Source organism: Enterobacter sp. (assembly GCF_977039595.1).
This window is the reverse complement of sequence record NZ_CDRQYH010000009.1, coordinates 41284-59020: the sequence shown is the minus strand read 5'-3', so window position 1 is coordinate 59020 and position 17737 is coordinate 41284. Positions and strand designations below refer to the sequence as shown.

The window sequence follows — 17737 nt, the reverse complement described above, 5'->3', positions numbered from 1 at the left end:
GGAATGCGTAAGCAGTGGCTGGGGATCTGCATTGCGGCAAGTTTACTTGCGGCCTGCACAAGTGATGATGGTCAGCAACAGGCAACCGTCGCGCCGCCGCAGCCTGCGGTGTGTAATGGCCCGATCGTTGAAATCAGCGGTGCCGATCCCGTTTATGAACCGCTGAATGCCAGTGCCAATCAGGATTACGAGCGCGACGGCAAAAGCTATAAAATTGTTCAGGACCCTTCCCGTTTCAGTCAGGCGGGCTTTGCCGCCATTTATGATGCCGAGCCAGGCAGTAACCTGACGGCATCCGGGGAAGCGTTCGACCCAATGCAGCTGACGGCAGCACATCCGACGCTGCCTATCCCGAGCTACGCCCGTATCACCAACCTGGCGAACGGCCGTATGATCGTCGTGCGCATCAACGACCGCGGCCCGTACGGGAATGACCGGGTGATTTCCCTGTCGCGCGCGTCTGCCGATCGCCTGAACACCTCGAACAACACCAAGGTCCGTATTGACCCGATTATCGTCGCGCAGGATGGTTCGCTCTCCGGGCCGGGAACCGCGTGTACGACGGTCGCAAAACAGACCTATGCCCTTCCTGACCGCCCAAATCTTGACGGCGGAATGGGAAGCGTCTCGTCTCCGGCAGAGCCTGCTCAGCCGGGAGGAGAAATACGCCCGATCAGTAATGATACGCTGCAAAGCGAGGATTCTACCGGCGCACCGGTAAAGAGTAGCGGTTTTCTTGGCGCCCCAACGACCTTAGCCTCGGGCGTGCTCGAAGGCAGTGAGCCTACTCCAGCCCCTGCTCCCGTTGCCGCGCCAGCAACCCAGCCGGCTCCCGTAACGGCGCCCGCGGCCACGCAAAGTGCGGCGGTGGCGGCTTCAACAGCAGCCAGCGGCAGCTATGTGGTTCAGGTCGGTGCAGTGAGCGATCAGGCCCGGGCCAAACAGTATCAGCAGCGTCTGAGCCAGCAGTTTGGCGTACCTGGACGCGTTGAGCAGAACGGTGCGGTCTGGCGCATTCAGATGGGGCCATTTGCCAGCAAATCGCAGGCCGCCTCCCTGCAGCAGCGTTTGCAGAATGAAGCTCAGCTTCAGTCATTTATCGCTGTTGCAAAATAATTAACCGGCGGTATCCGAATTGTCAGTTTGTGTAAAACGCATTCACAAACTCATGCTTAAAGTCGGATGCCTGCCTGAATAGCATTTGCTATAGTAAGGCACTTTTTTTAATTCCATCACGGATGTCGTAGTTCTGACCATGAAGACCACTTTTTCTGCTCGTTTTGTGCAGCGCATGGCGCTGACCACGGCCCTTTGCGCGGCTGCGCTCTCTGCAGCTCATGCCGATGACCTGAATATCAAGACCATGATCCCTGGCGTTCCGCAAATCGACGCGGAATCCTACATCCTGATCGATTACAACTCTGGCAAAGTGCTGGCAGAACAGAATGCCGATGCCCGCCGTGACCCGGCCAGCCTGACCAAAATGATGACCAGCTACGTTATCGGCCAGGCGATGAAGGCAGGTAAATTCAAAGAATCGGATCTGGTCACCATCGGTAACGATGCGTGGGCAACCGGGAACCCTGTTTTCAAAGGTTCCTCTCTGATGTTCCTGAAGCCGGGTATGCAGGTTCCTGTTTCCCAGCTGATTCGCGGTATCAACCTGCAGTCGGGTAACGACGCCTGCGTGGCAATGGCCGATTTCGCCGCCGGTAGCCAGGACGCCTTCGTGGGCCTGATGAACAGCTACGTGAACGCGCTGGGTCTGAAAAATAGCCATTTCCAGACCGTACACGGCCTGGATGCAGACGGCCAGTACAGCTCCGCGCGTGACATGGCGCTGATTGGTCAGGCGCTGATCCGCGATGTCCCCAATGAATACTCTATCTATAAAGAGAAAGAGTTCACTTTCAACGGTATTCGTCAGACCAACCGTAACGGTCTGCTGTGGGATAACAGCCTGAACGTTGACGGCATCAAAACTGGCCACACCGACAAAGCGGGCTACAACCTGGTGGCCTCTGCCACTGAAGGTCAGATGCGTCTGATCTCTGCCGTGATGGGCGGACGCACCTTCAAAGGTCGTGAAACAGAAAGCAAGAAACTGCTGACCTGGGGCTTCCGTTTCTTCGAAACCGTGAATCCACTGAAAGCAGGCAAAGAGTTTGCGTCTGAACCCGTCTGGTTCGGCGACAACGACCGTGCTTCTCTCGGCGTTGATAAAGACCTGTACCTGACCATTCCGCGTGGTCGTATGAAGGATCTGAAAGCCAGCTACGTACTGAACAGCACCGAGCTGCACGCCCCGCTGCAGAAGAACCAGGTTGTGGGCACCATCAACTTCCAGCTGGATGGCAAAACGATCGATCAGCGTCCGCTGGTGGTCCTGCAAGAAATTCCTGAAGGCAATTTCTTCGGCAAAATCATTGATTACATTAAATTGATGTTCCACCACTGGTTTGGTTAAAAATTGAACACTTGAAAGTGTGATTTTGATCCCCATATACTAAGTATCCTGATAACTCCCACCTGACGTGGGAGTTATTATTTTTTGACGTTACGCCGGAGCTGACATGAAAACCAAACTTAACGAACTGCTTGAATTCCCTACCTCATTTACCTACAAAGTAATGGGTCTGGCGAAACCTGAGCTGGTTGATCAGGTGGTTGAAGTGGTACAGCGCCATGCGCCCGGTGACTACTCTCCGTCAGTAAAACCAAGCAGCAAGGGCAACTACCACTCGGTTTCTATTACCATCACTGCGACACATATTGAGCAGGTTGAAACGCTTTACGAAGAACTCGGCAATATCGAAATTGTTCGTATGGTGCTGTAGCCCCTTCGCGGTTACCCGGTTTGCCGGGTAACCCCTCTCCCCGCTGTGATATAATCCCGCACACCTTTTGTCCCTCGTCTTCGGAGACGCAGTTTTGTATCAGGATAAAATTCTGGTCCGTCACCTCGGGCTGCAACCTTATGAGCCTGTCTCCCAGGCTATGCATGACTTCACCGATTCACGCGATGACAGCACCCCGGATGAGATCTGGCTTGTCGAACACCTGCCGGTATTTACTCAGGGTCAGGCGGGTAAAGCAGAACATTTGTTAATGACGGGAGATATCCCGGTTATTCAGAGCGATCGCGGCGGTCAGGTCACTTACCATGGACCCGGGCAGCAGGTGATGTACGTCCTGCTCAACCTGAAGCGCAGAAAGCTGGGCGTCCGCGAGCTGGTTACCTTACTGGAACAAACTGTCGTCAACACGCTGGCGGAATATGGTATTGATGCGCATCCGCGAGCCGATGCGCCTGGGGTGTACGTTGGGGAAATGAAGATCTGCTCTCTGGGGCTGCGTATTCGTAAAGGCTGTTCGTTCCACGGCCTGGCATTGAACATAAATATGGATCTCGCCCCTTTCCAGCGCATAAACCCCTGCGGCTACGCCGGCATGGAAATGACGCAAGTGCGTCAGTGGGTTGAAACCGCTACGCCAGACAGTATTCGTCCCGTGCTTTTGAAGAATGTTTTAGCACTACTTAACAATCCCCCACACGAATATATCGCTGCTTAATATATCATACAACATGGCTCGCTAATTTGGCGGGCCATCGTTTATTTACCGTTTTTGCGCTTTACAATAATCCACAGATTCTATATTTTCGAAGCGCCCGAATATTACCGCTACATATTATTTAGCCTCCAGCAAGTACGGCAAACACGGCATAAGTAACGTGAGCAATTATCACACAAGTGTTTGCTTTTGATAAACAAGTGAAACAAAACCAACACTTTACGAATCTCTACAAGCATAATAAATAAATTCAACTATCATTCATATTGTGAATGTATACGGAGTGAAAGCGTGGAGTATAATAATTTACCAGCCAAACGACTGAATGAACCCGGTGGCGAAGACAAGCCGCAAATTTTTCGGACTTTACGTAATATTGATCTCAATTTATTGACTATTTTTGAGGCAGTATATGTCCATAAGGGTATCGTTAACGCTGCGAAAATTCTTAATCTCACGCCTTCAGCAATAAGCCAGTCAATCCAAAAGCTGCGCGCTATATTTCCTGACCCGTTATTTATCCGTAAGGGCCAGGGGGTAACGCCGACGGCTTACGCCACGCATCTGCATGAGTACATCAGCCAGGGTCTGGAGTCGATTCTGGGCGCACTGGATTTAACCGGGAGCTATGATAAGCAAAGAACCATCACCATCGGCTGTTCCCCTTCTGTGGGTGTACTGGTCATGCCTGCGATCTTTCAGGCCGTGAAAGAGCATGCTCCGCAGCTCCTGCTTCGCAATGTGCCTCTCAATGAACCTGACGTTCAACTTGCCCAGTTCCAGACGGACCTGATTATAGAAAGCGGCAGCTTCAGTGCCAGAGCGCTGGGTCAAAATGTGCTCTATGCAGATAATCTGGTGCTGGTTTGCCGCCAGCAGCATCCTGCTCTTAGCGAGCCGTTGACCATCGAAAACCTTCGCAACTACGACCATTCGTCTTTCATGACCGAAGGGCAGTCTAACCATGCACTTCGTCAGCGCATTGATGAAATTTTCCCTGAACGACAGATCAGCTTCAGCAGCTACAATATGTTTACCACCGCATCCCTGATCGGTAGCAGCGACATGCTGTGCGTTATGCCATCACGCCTGTACGGTCTGCTACGAAAATGCTGGCCGCTGGAAAGCATTCCGCTCAGCCAGCTTAATGCGGAATCTATCGAGATTTCACTTCATTATAACAAGCTGAGTTTGCGCGATCCGGTCCTTGAAAACGTCATCCGCATTATCCGTCAGGCCTTCTGACAGGTTTACCCAGCACAAGTCCCTGCAACGGGCAGGGCAAAAGGCACAAAACAACAACTATTTTACAAATTGGCGATCTGGCAGGCTGCTTTAACGACCGTTTCAATGATATACTGCCTGTCGTTCGTTCAAAAATAGTTGATAAATACAACATTCCCTTGAATTGAAACGCTTTCCTTCGATATTCGCAACTGGAACACGCACGCTATGAGTAAACCCATTGTGATGGAACGCGGTGTTAAATACCGCGATGCCGATAAAATGGCCCTTATCCCGGTTAAAAACGTGGCTACAGAGCGCGAGGCGCTGTTAAGAAAACCGGAATGGATGAAAATCAAACTTCCGGCCGACTCTTCGCGTATCCAGGGGATCAAAGCGGCGATGCGCAAGAATGGCCTTCACTCCGTTTGTGAAGAAGCCTCTTGTCCGAACCTTGCTGAATGTTTCAATCACGGTACCGCGACGTTTATGATTCTGGGTGCTATCTGTACCCGTCGCTGCCCGTTCTGCGATGTTGCTCATGGCCGTCCAGTCGCACCTGATGCTAACGAACCCCAGAAGCTAGCGCAGACTATCGCCGACATGGCGCTGCGTTACGTGGTTATCACCTCCGTTGACCGTGACGATCTGCGTGACGGCGGAGCGCAGCACTTCGCCGACTGTATTACGGCCATTCGCGAGAAAAGCCCAAACATCAAAATCGAGACGCTGGTGCCTGACTTCCGTGGCCGTATGGACCGCGCGCTGGATATCCTCACCGCCACGCCGCCAGATGTGTTTAACCACAATCTGGAGAACGTGCCGCGTATCTACCGTCAGGTACGCCCGGGTGCTGACTATAACTGGTCTCTGAAACTGCTGGAGCGTTTCAAAGAAGCGCATCCACATATTCCGACTAAGTCCGGTCTGATGGTGGGTCTGGGTGAAACTAACGACGAAATCATCGAGGTGATGCGCGATCTTCGTCGCCACGGTGTGACCATGTTGACCCTGGGACAGTATCTCCAGCCAAGCCGTCACCACCTACCGGTACAGCGCTACGTGAGCCCGGACGAGTTCGATGAAATGAAAGCCGAAGCGATGGCGATGGGCTTCACCCACGCAGCATGCGGCCCATTTGTTCGCTCCTCATATCATGCCGATATGCAGGCTAAAGGCGAAGAAGTGAAATAATGCTGTAATATTCATTTACAGTAATACAAAAAAACCGGCCACATGAGCCGGTTTTTTTTCGCAAGCCCTCGGGCGATGCTGTCACTCTTTGTGAGAAAGCTTATCTGCCGGGACGTCATCCTCGGCGCTTTTCTTCGCCGCTGCATCATCATCGTTCATCGCTTTCTTAAAGCCCTTGATGGCAGCCCCCAGGTCACCACCCAGCGTGCGTAACTTCTTGGTACCAAACAGCAGGACGACCAGTGCGGCAACCACCAGCAGTTTGGTAATACTAATCTCACCCATAGATACCTTCTTTACTTATAACAGGCTGCATTCAGCGCCAAAACCTGATTGTATTAACGGTCATTTAGCGCGTGCACACAATAGCAATCTGTAACAAGGTGAATCAAGCATTGTTGAAAAAAACATCACAATAATTGCGGTGGCGCAAACCGACGATTAAGAAGAACGGGTAATTGCTGACGCGCAAGCGCAATTCTCTCTGATTTTATCTCCGCCACCAGCAAGTCCGGGGCTTCAGCGGCGGCGGCTATCGTCACCCCCAGCGGATCAACCACCCTGCTTTGTCCGATGTTTTTCGTGCCACATTCTCCTGCGGCAACGACATAGCAGGTGGTATCCAGCGCGCGTGCCGCAAGCAGCGTTGCCCAGTGGTGCTCTTTTAACGGCCCTTTGACCCACGCGGCAGGAAGTACCAGCATGTCCTCACCCTGCAGCGCCAGATGCAGCGCCAGCTCGGGAAAACGCAAGTCATAGCAGGTCATCAGCCCGATCCTGAATCCGTCAATCTCCAGCAGCGGTGGGATATTGTCTCCGGGGTCAACGAGCCTCGACTCCTGGATGCTGAACGCGTCATAGAGATGAAGCTTGGCGTAATGTGCGACTATGGCCCCGTCACGAATGGCCACCAGCGTATTCACTGCGCGACCCGGCGTGGAGGGGACATGGATCGTTAAGATTGTCGTCATCGTATTGCCCGCGCTCTGGGCGAGCAAATGTTGTAAAAATTCCCCGTCCAGCGGCTGCGCGGACTTCACGGATAAATCCGGGTCATTATCATCCCTGGCCAGCAGCGCCTCGGGGAGAACCAGCAGCGACGCCCCTTTCTGCCCGGCCTGCTTCATCAGGTTGACGCACGTGAGCGCATTTTTATGCCACTCAGGCGTGACCACAAACTGCCCTACCGCAACATACATATTTGTCCCCTTATCATAAACGGCGTTAAACTCGCTTCTCTTACACATCAAATAGCAGGTATTTAGCGTGTTACAACTACTTTTAGCCGTTTTTATTGGTGGGGGAACGGGTAGCGTTGCGCGGTGGTTTCTGAGTATGCGGTTTAATCCCCTGCATCAGGCGATTCCCATGGGGACGCTTGCCGCTAACCTGATTGGTGCTTTTATCATTGGCATGGGGTTGGCCTGGTTTAACCGAATGACGCACATCGACCCAATGTGGAAGGTATTGATTACAACCGGATTTTGCGGCGGTTTGACCACCTTCTCAACCTTTTCTGCGGAGACAGTTTTTCTCTTTCAGGAAGGCCGTATCGGCTGGGCGCTGATGAATATGGCGATCAATATGCTCGGCTCTTTTGCGATGACGGGGATCGCATTTTGGCTATTTTCTTCCGCAAGCGCGCATTAACAGCCGAACCGTTAATGTTGGCTTAATTTTTCTCTGTCACTCTGAATGCAGTACTGAACGAGGGTGACAGAATGAAACAGAGTCTGATGAGCGCAGGAATGGTGTTATTGAGCGTGCTGATCGTTGCCAGCTTCCTGAAAATGTATCTGCTTGGCTGATTCAACACGAAAAAAACCCGCTCGTTGAGCGGGTTTTGAAATTCTTGCTGACGCGTCTGAATTACAGAGCGATTACGTTAGCAGCAGAAGGGCCTTTGGCACCGTTAGTGATTTCGAACTCTACACGCTGACCTTCAGCCAGAGTTTTGAAACCATTAGACTGGATTGCAGAGAAGTGTACGAACACGTCTTTGCTGCCATCTTCAGGAGTAATGAAACCGAATCCTTTGGACTCATTAAACCACTTAACGTTACCTTTAATCTTAGACATCAAAATTACCTTTACATTAAAAAACGACACAAATGCTGTGTCGGTTATCAGTACATCAATTGTGGGACCTTTTGTCCAGCGGATCTTTGATAAAAAGTGACTAAAGTCGCGTTAATTTTCACTGACAGATTTTTATCGCTTATGAATCAACGTCTGCGCGTTTTTTTCACCAGCATGTAACGTTTTGTCAGTTAAAACTGAAAACGCATCCATGCGAAGTAAACGTTACCGTTGTTGTACGTACCCGGAATGTAGGTCATCTGGAACGTTGCGGGGCCATAGCCAATAGAGGCCAACGGCAGCAGCACTGGGATCGGGATGTAGTTCCAGTTGTCACGTGCAGTGACCCCGGCGGTATAGCCCAAACCGACGTGGAAGTTTTCGTCCGCTAGCGGGCGCCAGGTTTTCTCCCAACCATAACCCCCAATAGGCTCCCATTTATTAAACGAGTCTTTGAAGGCCATCAGATAGATGCCATGCCAGTTTCCCTTTTCATCCCAGCGCGACTGACCAAAACCCGCACCCCATGGACGCTCGTTGTATTTATCGGTTTTCTCTTTGTCATAAGCAAACCGCGCATGCCACGTTATTGCCGGAACATAGAGATCATAATGTTCGGGTGCCGTCCATGTCTGGGAAACATTATCCGTAAAGGTTGAGAACCAGCCTTTATCCGCCTCTTTGCCTTCTGCCTGTGCAACAGAAGAAAACGTTAACTGCCCAAAAATAAACAACAAAATAGAGAAAAATGTATTACGTACGATCACAATGCAATTACCATTCTTAGTATTCGAAGCAAAGTTTACCATAAAGTAGTTGAATCAAGTCTTAACGACATCGGCGTTATTCCTAATTATTCGGCCTCTTTCCGGGAATATTCTTAAAGAAAGCATGCAGCACGCTCAAATAAACCCATTCGGAGTGTGGGCTTATACTTTAACCTTCTTAATCAGTGACATGCATAACCACACAAAGCATTAACAATTTGTTATCATTATTGGGACATGTTGCGCTATTTCTGACGGTCAAGGGCCTCATGACATAAATGTATGAACCATGGCAAAAACACGGTTGTTCTGTTCTCTAGTCGTCTGTTTATTGATTTTAATCAGCAAGAACAGGCCAATTATTCGGCACATTTTCATCCTTCTTTTTTTTATTGATTTTTTGTGCTCCATTGCAGCAGAGATACAGGGGAAATCATGCTTACGCTATTCGAACTCCTTATTGGAGTCGTCGTCATTGTCGGCGTCGCACGCTACATCATTAAAGGTTACTCGGCCACGGGCGTATTATTTGTTGGCGGTTTAACACTGCTGATTATCAGCGCAATAATGGGGCATCAGGTGTTACCTGCCAGCGCGACCAGCACCGGTTACAGCGCTACAGATATTGTTGAATACATTAAAATATTGCTCATGAGCCGCGGCGGCGATCTGGGCATGATGATCATGATGCTGTGTGGTTTTGCGGCCTATATGACCCACATCGGCGCTAACGATATGGTCGTTAAGCTTGCCTCCAAACCTCTGCAATACATCAATTCGCCATATCTGCTGATGGTCGCGGCCTATTTCCTCGCCTGCCTGATGTCGCTGGCCGTTTCGTCGGCTACCGGACTTGGCGTACTGCTGATGGCCACGCTGTTCCCGGTTATGGTGAACGTGGGCATCAGCCGTGGTGCAGCAGCGGCAATTTGTGCGTCTCCTGCGGCCATTATTCTCTCCCCAACATCCGGCGACGTTGTGCTGGCGGCAAAGGCGGCGGAGATGTCACTCATCGACTTCGCCTTTAAAACCACGTTACCGATCTCAATCGTTGCCATAGTGGGCATGGGGATCGCGCATTTCTTCTGGCAACGCTATCTCGATAAGAAAGAAAACATTAGCCATGAAATGATGAATGTGAGTGAAATCACCACCACCGCTCCCGCGCTCTATGCCATTCTGCCGTTCACTCCGATCGTCGGAGTGCTGATTTTTGACGGCAAATGGGGTCCACAGCTGCACATCATCACCATTCTGGTTATCTGTATGCTGCTTGCCGCCGCGCTGGAGTTTGTGCGCGGTTTTAACACGCAAAAGGTCTTCTCGGGTCTGGAAGTAGCGTATCGCGGTATGGCGGATGCCTTCGCTGGCGTGGTGATGCTGCTGGTTGCAGCGGGCGTTTTTGCCCAAGGTCTGAGCACGATCGGCTTTATCCAGAGCCTGATCTCTATCGCCACCTCGTTCGGCTCGGCCAGTATTATCCTGATGCTGGTTCTGGTGGTACTCACCATGCTGGCGGCGATGACCACCGGTTCCGGTAATGCCCCTTTCTACGCTTTCGTTGAGATGATCCCGAAACTGGCTCACTCCTCCGGCATTAACCCGGCCTATCTCTCCATTCCCATGCTGCAGGCGTCAAACCTGGGCCGTACCATTTCGCCGGTGTCGGGCGTGGTCGTTGCCGTTGCCGGAATGGCGAAAATCTCGCCATTTGAAGTCGTCAAGCGCACCTCAGTACCCGTTTTGGTTGGTCTGATTATCGTGATTATCGCCACGGAAGTGCTGGTTCCCGGCGCGGCCTAAGCTAAATTACTGATATCCAAAAAGCGCCTGCGGGCGCTTTTTGTGCTTTAATAACTTCCAGAAATTAATCGTGCTCATTCGATCAGGAAATCATATGTTCAGGAAGGATATCGTCATCCCGTCTGGCGCAATGGCGCTTGCTCTCTGTATCTTCTCCGCACAGGCGGAACCGCTGAAGGCAACACAGTACGGCGATTTCGATCGCTATGTGTTGGCTCTGTCCTGGCAAACCGGTTTTTGCCAGAGCATGGTCGAACGCAACCGCAATGAACCTGACGAATGTCGCCTGCAAAAAGAGCGTGATAATAAAGCCGATTTTTTGACCGTTCACGGACTATGGCCCGGCCTGCCGAAATCCATCGCCGCACGCGGGGTAGATGAGCGTCGATGGATGCGTTTTGGCTGCGCCACGCGCCCCATTCCGAACATGCCGGAAGTGAAGGCCAGCCGCAAATGCGATGCCGCCGAAACCGGGCTGTCGCTTTCCGCTGCCGCAAAGCTCAACGACGTGATGCCGGGTGCAGGCGGTAATTCCTGCCTGGAACGCTACGAATACGCCAAACATGGCGTCTGCTTTGGTTTCGATCCGGATGCCTATTTCGGCACGATGGTGCGAATGAACCAGGAAGTTAAAAACAGTGCGGTCGGTAAATTCCTTGCCGATAACTACGGAAAACCCGTCAATCGCAGCGACTTTGACAGTGCCGTTGCCAAAAGCTGGGGCAGGGAGAACATCAAAGCGATCAAGCTGACATGCAACGGCAACCCGGCGTATCTGACCGAGATGCAGATTTCGCTGAAGGCTGACACTATCAACAACCCGCTTTCTGCAGCGTCATTTGCGCCGCAGCCACATCCAGGTAACTGCGGAAATCAATTCGTGATTGATAAAGTCGGTTACTGACCCACAGTCGGGCGCACCATATCAAACCGGTTTTCGTCACTGATGCCATAATACGCCGTCGGCCCACCCGCACGCAGGATGGGCTGCGCTTTCGCCGTCTGGTATATCCCCTCTTCCAGCAGCGTTTCGGCAATATGGATACCGACCACCTCCCCCAACACCAGCCAGGTATCGACCGGTGTGCCGTCGGCACCGGTAAGCTGAATGCACTGTGACAGGCGGCACTCAAAGTTCACCGGGCTTTCTGCGACGCGGGGCGCGTTAACCAGTTGACTTGCCGCTGGCGTGAGCCCGGCAAAGCTAAATTCATCCCGATCGTGAGGAAGCATTGCAGAGGTTTGATTCATCGCGTGCGCGAGATCGCGCGTTGCCAGGTTCCAGACAAATTCCTTTGTTTCGGTAATATTACGCACGCTGTCCTTCCAGCCGTTGCTGGAAAAGCCGATGATCGGCGGGCGATAGTTAAAGCAGTTAAAGAAGCTATACGGCGCGAGATTGAGCTGACCGGCCTTATCGCAGGAGGAGATCCAGCCAATCGGACGTGGACCAATAATGGCGTTTAGCGGGTCATGCGGCAGGCCGTGCCCCTGGGACGGTTGATAGAAGTACATAGTGCTCTCTCGTTGGTGGGCAACGCCCGGATTCAGGACACTCAGCGTAACGTATTCCGCCGGGAATGAAGACTGAATAAATTTCAGTGAAAATTCATATGGACCATGAATGTGACCTTCATCACTTCAAACTTGCGCGCTCAGCCAGTATCATCGGGAGAGTTAAACCCTCGCTGCCAGACGGCGAGGGTTTTCTTTTGGATCAGTTTCTGCGTTAGACGCAGCATTAACGACATGGAGTAAAAAATGTCCAGACCTACCATTATCATCAATGAGCTCGACGCAGAACGTATCGACAGACTGCTGGAAAAAGCGGAATTCGCCTCGCTCCCCGTGGCCGACGCCCTTAATGAGGAGCTCGACCGGGCACAGATGTGCACGCCTGAGACGATGCCGCATGACGTGGTCACTATGAACAGCCAGGTGAAATTCCGCAACCTGACCACCGGGGAAGAGCTGACCCGCACGCTGGTTTACCCGGCTCAGATGACCGACAGCAGCACACAGCTTTCTGTTCTGGCTCCTGTGGGCGCCGCACTGCTGGGGCTGCGAACGGGGGATACGATCCACTGGGAATTGCCGGGCGGCGCCTCTGCCCATCTGGAAGTACTGGCGTTGCTGTACCAGCCAGAAGCTGCGGGCGATTACCTGCGTTAAACACTTCTGAACAAGCGCCCACCCGCTTTGCACAGAGGATGCAGCCGCATCCTCTTTCCGTAAATTCACCCCATTTTCTTATATCGCGCAAAAGGCCCTTAACCCAGGCTTAATCTGTTTTGGTGCCGTGGGGACGGTCATGAGTGAGATACTGGCTATCACACTTATTTTTCTCATTATTGTGGCGATTATCGTTGCGGCCGTGCTTTATCTTGAACGCCACAGTTAAGCAAGAACTCATGCAACCCCACCCGGGAAAGCATTTACCAGGCCCTTAACTTTCTGCTCTGCGGCCTCGGGCGTTTCCGCACCAGGGACCAGAATCACCTTCCGGCACTCTTCCTCCCGTTTTTCGAATACCTTATAGGCGCGTTCCGCATCCGCAAGGGGAAGATAATGGGTCACGATCTCTTCCGGGGTAAGCAGCCCTTTTTCGATCAGCGGTAACAGTTCACCCAGCCAGGCATGGACGTGCGTCTGGCCCATCTTAAACGTCAGCCCCTTATCGAAGGCATCGCCAAACAGGAAGCCATGAATAAACCCAGCGTACACGCCGGGTACGCTGACCACCCCACCGCGTCGAACGGCAGCAATGCACTGACGCAACGCTTTGCCGCTACTACCTTCAATTTTAAGATTGCTGAGGATCGTTTCAGTGGTGCTACCTTTCGCTTCAAACCCGACTGCATCAATCACGGCGTCAACGCCGCGATGGCCCGCGGTCTGTTCGATGATTTTTTCCGCCGCGTCGTTATCATCATCAAAGTTGATAGGGATTGCGCCGTAACGCGCCTCTGCAAATCGCAACCGGTACGGATGATGATCGATAACAAAGATCTGCTCAGCCCCCAGCAGTCGCGCGCAGGCAATGGTCAGTAGCCCCACCGGCCCGGCACCGAAAACCGCTACGCTTGAGCCTTTTTCAATCTGCGCATTTTTTGCCGCCTGCCAGGCCGTAGGCAAAATATCGGAAAGGAATAACGCTTTATCATCGGAAAGAAGCTGCGGGACCTTAAACGGCCCGACGTTGCCTTTTGGGACGCGGACATATTCCGCCTGCCCCCCCGGCACGCCGCCGTAGAGATGGCTATAGCCAAACAGCGCGGCCGGTGCGGGAATTTGCTTTTTGTTCAGCGCGGCACCCTGCCCGGCATTGGTATTCTCACAGGCCGCGTATTGCTGCAGACGACAGAAGAAACAGTCTCCGCAGGCGATGACAAAGGGGATCACCACGCGATCGCCTTTTTGCAAATTCTTCACCTGTGTGCCGCACTCGACGATTTCCCCCATAAACTCATGGCCAAAAATGTCGCCGTGCTGCACCTTCGGGATCTTTCCGCGATAAAGATGCAAATCGGAGCCGCATATAGCCGTGGCCGTAACGCGCAGAATGATATCGTCAGGCTGTTCGATGATGGGATCGGGGACATTCTCGACGCGAACATGGTGCGGACCGTGATACGTAAGTGCTTTCATGCGACCTCCGAAAGGCTTCAGGTAAGTGTATAAGGGTAGCTACCCCTGAAGGTCTGCCCTGGAATACGGGGCTTTTGAGATTTATCCTGGTGAGATAAGAAAACTGACGGAGCGCTTACAGAAACCATTAATATTTTATGGTTAAATGAGTTCAGCGTTTATAAACAAGGAGAAACGGGTATGTATCAGAGAATCATTATGCCGGTTGATGTTTTTGAGATGGAGCTGAGCGACAAGGCCGTTCGCCATGCGGAGTTCCTGGCGCAGCAGGACGGTGTTATCCATCTTTTACACGTACTGCCGGGTTCCGCCAGCCTGAGCCTGCACCGCTTTGCCGCCGATGTACGCCGCTTCGAGGAGCATTTGCAGCATGAAGCGGAAACTCGCCTGCAAACCATGGTCAGCCACTTCAGCATCGACCCTTCACGAATCAAAACGCACGTCAGATTCGGCAGCGTTCGCGATGCGGTAAACGAACTGGCGAACGAACTGAAGGCAGACGTGGTGGTCATCGGTTCGCGCAACCCTTCCATTACCACGCATCTGCTGGGCTCTAACGCCTCCAGCGTCATCCGCCATACCCATATACCGGTGATGGTCGTCAGATAAAAAAAAGAGGCCACCTTTCGGTGGCCTCTCGCTATTGCAGGTGTAGCCTTACTTTCTTTTCTTATGCGGTTTTGGTGCGAATCAGATAGTCAAATGAACTCAGAGACGCCTTCGCCCCTTCGCCCGTGGCGATAATGATCTGTTTGTACGGCACGGTGGTGCAGTCGCCCGCCGCAAACACGCCTTTCACGCTGGTTTCACACTTCGCATCAATGATGATTTCGCCCATGCGGTTGCGCTCAATAGCGCCTTCCAGCCAGGTGGTGTTTGGCAGCAGACCAATCTGCACAAAGATCCCTGACAGCTGAACGCTGTGCACGTCGCCGCTCACGCGGTCGCGATATTCCAGACCGGTCACTTTGCTGCCGTCGCCCTTCACTTCCGTCGTCTGCGCGTTCAGTACGATGTCGACGTTTTTCAGGCTGCGAACTTTATCCTGCAGAACCTGGTCGGCTTTCATCTCCGGAGCGAACTCCAGAAGGGTTACGTGTTCAACAATCCCCGCCAGGTCAATGGCCGCTTCCACGCCGGAGTTACCGCCGCCGATCACCGCCACGCGTTTACCTTTGAAGAGTGGACCGTCGCAGTGCGGACAGTAGGTCACGCCTTTGGTGCGATACTGATCTTCACCCGGGACGTTCATGTTGCGCCATTTCGCACCGGTGGCAATGATAATGCTGCGGGCTTTCAGCACCGCGCCGGAGGCGGTTTCAATCTGGTGTAACCCCCCCTCGACCGCTGCCGGAACCAGCTTGCTGGCGCTCTGGCTGTCGATCACGTCCACGTCATAGTCGCTGACGTGCGCCTTCAGCGCCCCCGCCAGCTTCTGGCCTTCGGTCTTCGGCACGGAGATATAGTTTTCGATGTCCACGGTATCGAGCACCTGGCCGCCAAAGCGTTCGCCCATCAGGCCGGTACGAATACCTTTACGCGCGGAGTACACCGCTGCTGCCGCGCCGGCAGGGCCGGAACCGACGATCAGCACGTCGTAGGCATCGCGTTTGTTCAGCTCTTCCGCCGCACGTTTTTCAGCACCGGTATCCACTTTGGCGACGATTTCAGTCAGCGTCATGCGGCCCTGGCCGAACTCTTTGCCGTTCATGTAGACCGCCGGAACGCCCATCACGTTGCGATCGGTGATTTCATTCTGGAAGGTACCGCCATCAATCGCCGTGTGCTTGATGCGCGGGTTCAGGACCGACATCAGGTTCAGCGCCTGCACCACGTCCGGGCAGTTGTGGCAGGAGAGCGAGTAGTAGGTTTCAAACTCGAAATCACCGTCGATATCGCGGATTTGCTCCAGAAGCGCCTGCGCTTCTTTTGACGGATGACCACCGGTCCACAACAGCGCCAGCACCAGTGAGGTAAACTCGTGACCCAGCGGAGAACCGGCAAAGCGTGGTCCTCGATCGGACCCTGGGTTGGTAATCAGGAAAGAGGGCTTACGGACCGGCAGCGCGTTGTCTTCTTTGAAGGTCACTTTCGGCGACAGCTCGGCGATCTCCGCCAGCAGTTCCTTGATCTCTGCCGATTTGGCGCTGTCGTCAAGCGTAGCAATCAGCTCAACGGGTTTGGTCAGTTTCTCAAGGTAGGCCTTGAGCTGGGTTTTCATGTTTGTGTCGAGCATTGTTCTTCCCTCTCTTAAGACGTCATCATGCAAGCTGCCTTATACGGGCGGCCTGAATGCAACTTGCATCATGGTGCTGGAATGAAATGGGCGCGGTGCGCCCATTGATTACTGAATGGGCAAAACTTAGATTTTACCAACCAGATCTAAGGATGGAGCCAGCGTTGCTTCGCCTTCTTTCCATTTTGCCGGGCACACTTCGCCTGGGTGAGAAGCCACGTACTGAGCGGCTTTCACTTTACGCAGCAGGTCAGAAGCATCACGGCCGATACCTTCAGCGGTAACTTCGATAGCCTGGATAATGCCCTGCGGGTCAACAACGAAGGTGGCGCGGTCAGCCAGGCCTTCATCTTCACGCATGTTGTCGAAGTTACGGGTCAGGGCGCCAGTCGGGTCGCCGATCATCGCGTATTTGATTTTGGCGATGGTTTCAGAGCTGCTGTGCCATGCTTTGTGGGTGAAGTGGGTATCGGTAGAGACAGAGTAAACGTCTACGCCCAGCTTCTGCAGTTCTTCGTAATGGTCTGCCACGTCGCCCAGTTCAGTCGGGCAAACGAAGGTAAAGTCAGCCGGATAGAAGAAGAAGACGCTCCAGCGGCCTTCGGTATCTTTCTCGGTAACTTCGATGAACTCACCGTTTTTGAACGCCTGGTTTTTGAAAGGTTTAATTTTGGTATTAATCAAAGACATCTGTACTTCCTCCGTGTTTTCGTTGAGATGTAAGGTAACCAACTTTATTCATCGGGGCTAATGCGTATGCTTTATCAAATCAATCAGCCAAACCTTACAACGTCGACAAGACAACAAGGTGAACCTTTTACAGGAAAGCCTGAAAGTAAAAAGGCCGCCTCAACGGGCGGCCCTGATACCTGAATTCCCCGCAGGTACATTCAGTGCCAGCCGAAACTGGCGTTGCGTTGCGCTCTACAACCCTTTATATCAAGGCGGTAACAGCCGTTTGATTACACCACCCGCGCAGGGATTGAGCAATCCATAAGAGAGGCATTCCTGCCTATGGCTGTGATAGGCTATGTCGAACATCATTGCGGAGCGTTATAAATTTATTTTTATTATAAAACCATCACAATATATAAGTGACAATTGTCATTTAATACGTTTACTCCCTACTCGAGGATAAAATTATCCTAATCGTCTTCGAAGCGCTATTTCAATAATCTGGCACCGTGATATATTAAGATGATTTTAATTTAAA

At 52.4% G+C, this 17737-nt stretch carries 20 protein-coding genes; 12 read left to right on the top strand and 8 right to left on the bottom strand.

Features of this window, described 5'->3' with window-relative positions; genetic code table 11:
- Positions 1-3: 3 nt before the first annotated feature.
- The 6 genes from rlpA to lipA all read left to right on the top strand — a co-directional run bounded on the left by rlpA (position 4) and on the right by lipA (position 5991).
- Positions 4-1116 carry an endolytic peptidoglycan transglycosylase RlpA gene (rlpA, locus tag ACWYRJ_RS05000; RefSeq protein ID WP_149366031.1) on the top strand — a complete coding sequence of 371 codons (1113 nt, stop codon included), beginning with the start codon at positions 4-6 and terminating at the stop codon, positions 1114-1116.
- Positions 1117-1255: 139 nt separating this feature from the next.
- Entirely contained in the window at positions 1256-2467 is a 1212-nt protein-coding gene (gene dacA, locus ACWYRJ_RS04995) for a D-alanyl-D-alanine carboxypeptidase DacA (RefSeq protein ID WP_032638844.1), read from the top strand.
- 106 nt (positions 2468-2573) lie between these two features.
- The gene (gene ybeD / locus ACWYRJ_RS04990; RefSeq protein WP_006177135.1) at positions 2574-2837 is read left to right on the top strand and encodes a DUF493 family protein YbeD; all 264 of its coding nucleotides are present in this window, start codon (positions 2574-2576) and stop codon (positions 2835-2837) included.
- A 94-nt stretch (positions 2838-2931) separates the two neighbouring features.
- Positions 2932-3573 carry a lipoyl(octanoyl) transferase LipB gene (gene lipB / locus ACWYRJ_RS04985; RefSeq protein ID WP_111964398.1) on the top strand — a complete coding sequence of 214 codons (642 nt, stop codon included), beginning with the start codon at positions 2932-2934 and terminating at the stop codon, positions 3571-3573.
- A gap of 291 nt (positions 3574-3864) precedes the next feature.
- Positions 3865-4818, top strand: coding sequence for a YbeF family transcriptional regulator (locus ACWYRJ_RS04980; RefSeq protein ID WP_455507505.1), 954 nt, complete (start codon positions 3865-3867; stop codon positions 4816-4818).
- Positions 4819-5025: 207 nt separating this feature from the next.
- On the top strand, positions 5026-5991 hold the full coding sequence (gene lipA / locus ACWYRJ_RS04975; RefSeq protein WP_028019480.1) for a lipoyl synthase: 966 nt from the start codon (positions 5026-5028) through the stop codon (positions 5989-5991).
- Positions 5992-6072: 81 nt separating this feature from the next.
- Here lipA and tatE read toward each other — a convergent pair whose 3' ends face one another.
- Positions 6073-6276: a twin-arginine translocase subunit TatE gene (tatE, locus tag ACWYRJ_RS04970; RefSeq protein WP_023310742.1), complete on the bottom strand. Its 204-nt coding sequence runs from the start codon at positions 6274-6276 to the stop codon at positions 6073-6075.
- Between the two features lie 125 nt (positions 6277-6401).
- A complete protein-coding gene (locus tag ACWYRJ_RS04965) occupies positions 6402-7190 on the bottom strand; it encodes a deaminated glutathione amidase (RefSeq protein WP_455507504.1) in 789 nt (262 codons plus the stop codon).
- 67 nt (positions 7191-7257) lie between these two features.
- Here ACWYRJ_RS04965 and crcB point away from each other — a divergent pair, with 67 nt between their 5' ends.
- Complete coding sequence (gene crcB, locus ACWYRJ_RS04960) at positions 7258-7641, top strand: fluoride efflux transporter CrcB (RefSeq protein ID WP_008501029.1); 384 nt, start codon at positions 7258-7260, stop codon at positions 7639-7641.
- Between the two features lie 219 nt (positions 7642-7860).
- On the opposite strand, the gene cspE is transcribed toward crcB, so the two are convergent.
- Both cspE and pagP read right to left on the bottom strand, forming a co-directional pair.
- Positions 7861-8070: a transcription antiterminator/RNA stability regulator CspE gene (cspE, locus tag ACWYRJ_RS04955; protein ID WP_002439184.1), complete on the bottom strand. Its 210-nt coding sequence runs from the start codon at positions 8068-8070 to the stop codon at positions 7861-7863.
- Between the two features lie 191 nt (positions 8071-8261).
- Positions 8262-8879: a lipid IV(A) palmitoyltransferase PagP gene (gene pagP / locus ACWYRJ_RS04950; RefSeq protein WP_249429395.1), complete on the bottom strand. Its 618-nt coding sequence runs from the start codon at positions 8877-8879 to the stop codon at positions 8262-8264.
- A 393-nt stretch (positions 8880-9272) separates the two neighbouring features.
- On the opposite strand from pagP, the gene dcuC reads away from it, so the two are divergent.
- Both dcuC and rna read left to right on the top strand, forming a co-directional pair.
- Positions 9273-10640 carry an anaerobic C4-dicarboxylate transporter DcuC gene (dcuC, locus tag ACWYRJ_RS04945; protein WP_249575710.1) on the top strand — a complete coding sequence of 456 codons (1368 nt, stop codon included), beginning with the start codon at positions 9273-9275 and terminating at the stop codon, positions 10638-10640.
- Positions 10641-10734: 94 nt separating this feature from the next.
- Entirely contained in the window at positions 10735-11544 is an 810-nt protein-coding gene (rna, locus tag ACWYRJ_RS04940) for a ribonuclease I (RefSeq protein ID WP_455507503.1), read from the top strand.
- On the opposite strand, the gene ACWYRJ_RS04935 is transcribed toward rna, so the two are convergent.
- The gene (locus tag ACWYRJ_RS04935) at positions 11538-12155 is read right to left on the bottom strand and encodes a flavin reductase family protein (RefSeq protein WP_111964405.1); all 618 of its coding nucleotides are present in this window, start codon (positions 12153-12155) and stop codon (positions 11538-11540) included. The two genes, rna and ACWYRJ_RS04935, sit on opposite strands and share 7 nt — an antisense overlap.
- Before the next feature lie 246 nt (positions 12156-12401).
- Here ACWYRJ_RS04935 and rnk point away from each other — a divergent pair, with 246 nt between their 5' ends.
- Both rnk and yldA read left to right on the top strand, forming a co-directional pair.
- Positions 12402-12812 carry a nucleoside diphosphate kinase regulator gene (gene rnk, locus ACWYRJ_RS04930; protein ID WP_033144918.1) on the top strand — a complete coding sequence of 137 codons (411 nt, stop codon included), beginning with the start codon at positions 12402-12404 and terminating at the stop codon, positions 12810-12812.
- A 139-nt stretch (positions 12813-12951) separates the two neighbouring features.
- The gene (gene yldA, locus ACWYRJ_RS04925; protein ID WP_271367125.1) at positions 12952-13041 is read left to right on the top strand and encodes a small membrane protein YldA; all 90 of its coding nucleotides are present in this window, start codon (positions 12952-12954) and stop codon (positions 13039-13041) included.
- 8 nt (positions 13042-13049) lie between these two features.
- On the opposite strand, the gene ACWYRJ_RS04920 is transcribed toward yldA, so the two are convergent.
- Entirely contained in the window at positions 13050-14288 is a 1239-nt protein-coding gene (locus tag ACWYRJ_RS04920; protein ID WP_455507502.1) for a zinc-dependent alcohol dehydrogenase, read from the bottom strand.
- A gap of 180 nt (positions 14289-14468) precedes the next feature.
- Here ACWYRJ_RS04920 and uspG point away from each other — a divergent pair, with 180 nt between their 5' ends.
- On the top strand, positions 14469-14897 hold the full coding sequence (gene uspG, locus ACWYRJ_RS04915; protein WP_023310731.1) for a universal stress protein UspG: 429 nt from the start codon (positions 14469-14471) through the stop codon (positions 14895-14897).
- Positions 14898-14958: 61 nt separating this feature from the next.
- Here uspG and ahpF read toward each other — a convergent pair whose 3' ends face one another.
- A complete protein-coding gene (gene ahpF, locus ACWYRJ_RS04910) occupies positions 14959-16524 on the bottom strand; it encodes an alkyl hydroperoxide reductase subunit F (RefSeq protein ID WP_047648423.1) in 1566 nt (521 codons plus the stop codon).
- A 126-nt stretch (positions 16525-16650) separates the two neighbouring features.
- The gene (ahpC, locus tag ACWYRJ_RS04905; protein WP_014882974.1) at positions 16651-17214 is read right to left on the bottom strand and encodes an alkyl hydroperoxide reductase subunit C; all 564 of its coding nucleotides are present in this window, start codon (positions 17212-17214) and stop codon (positions 16651-16653) included.
- Positions 17215-17737 lie beyond the last annotated feature (523 nt).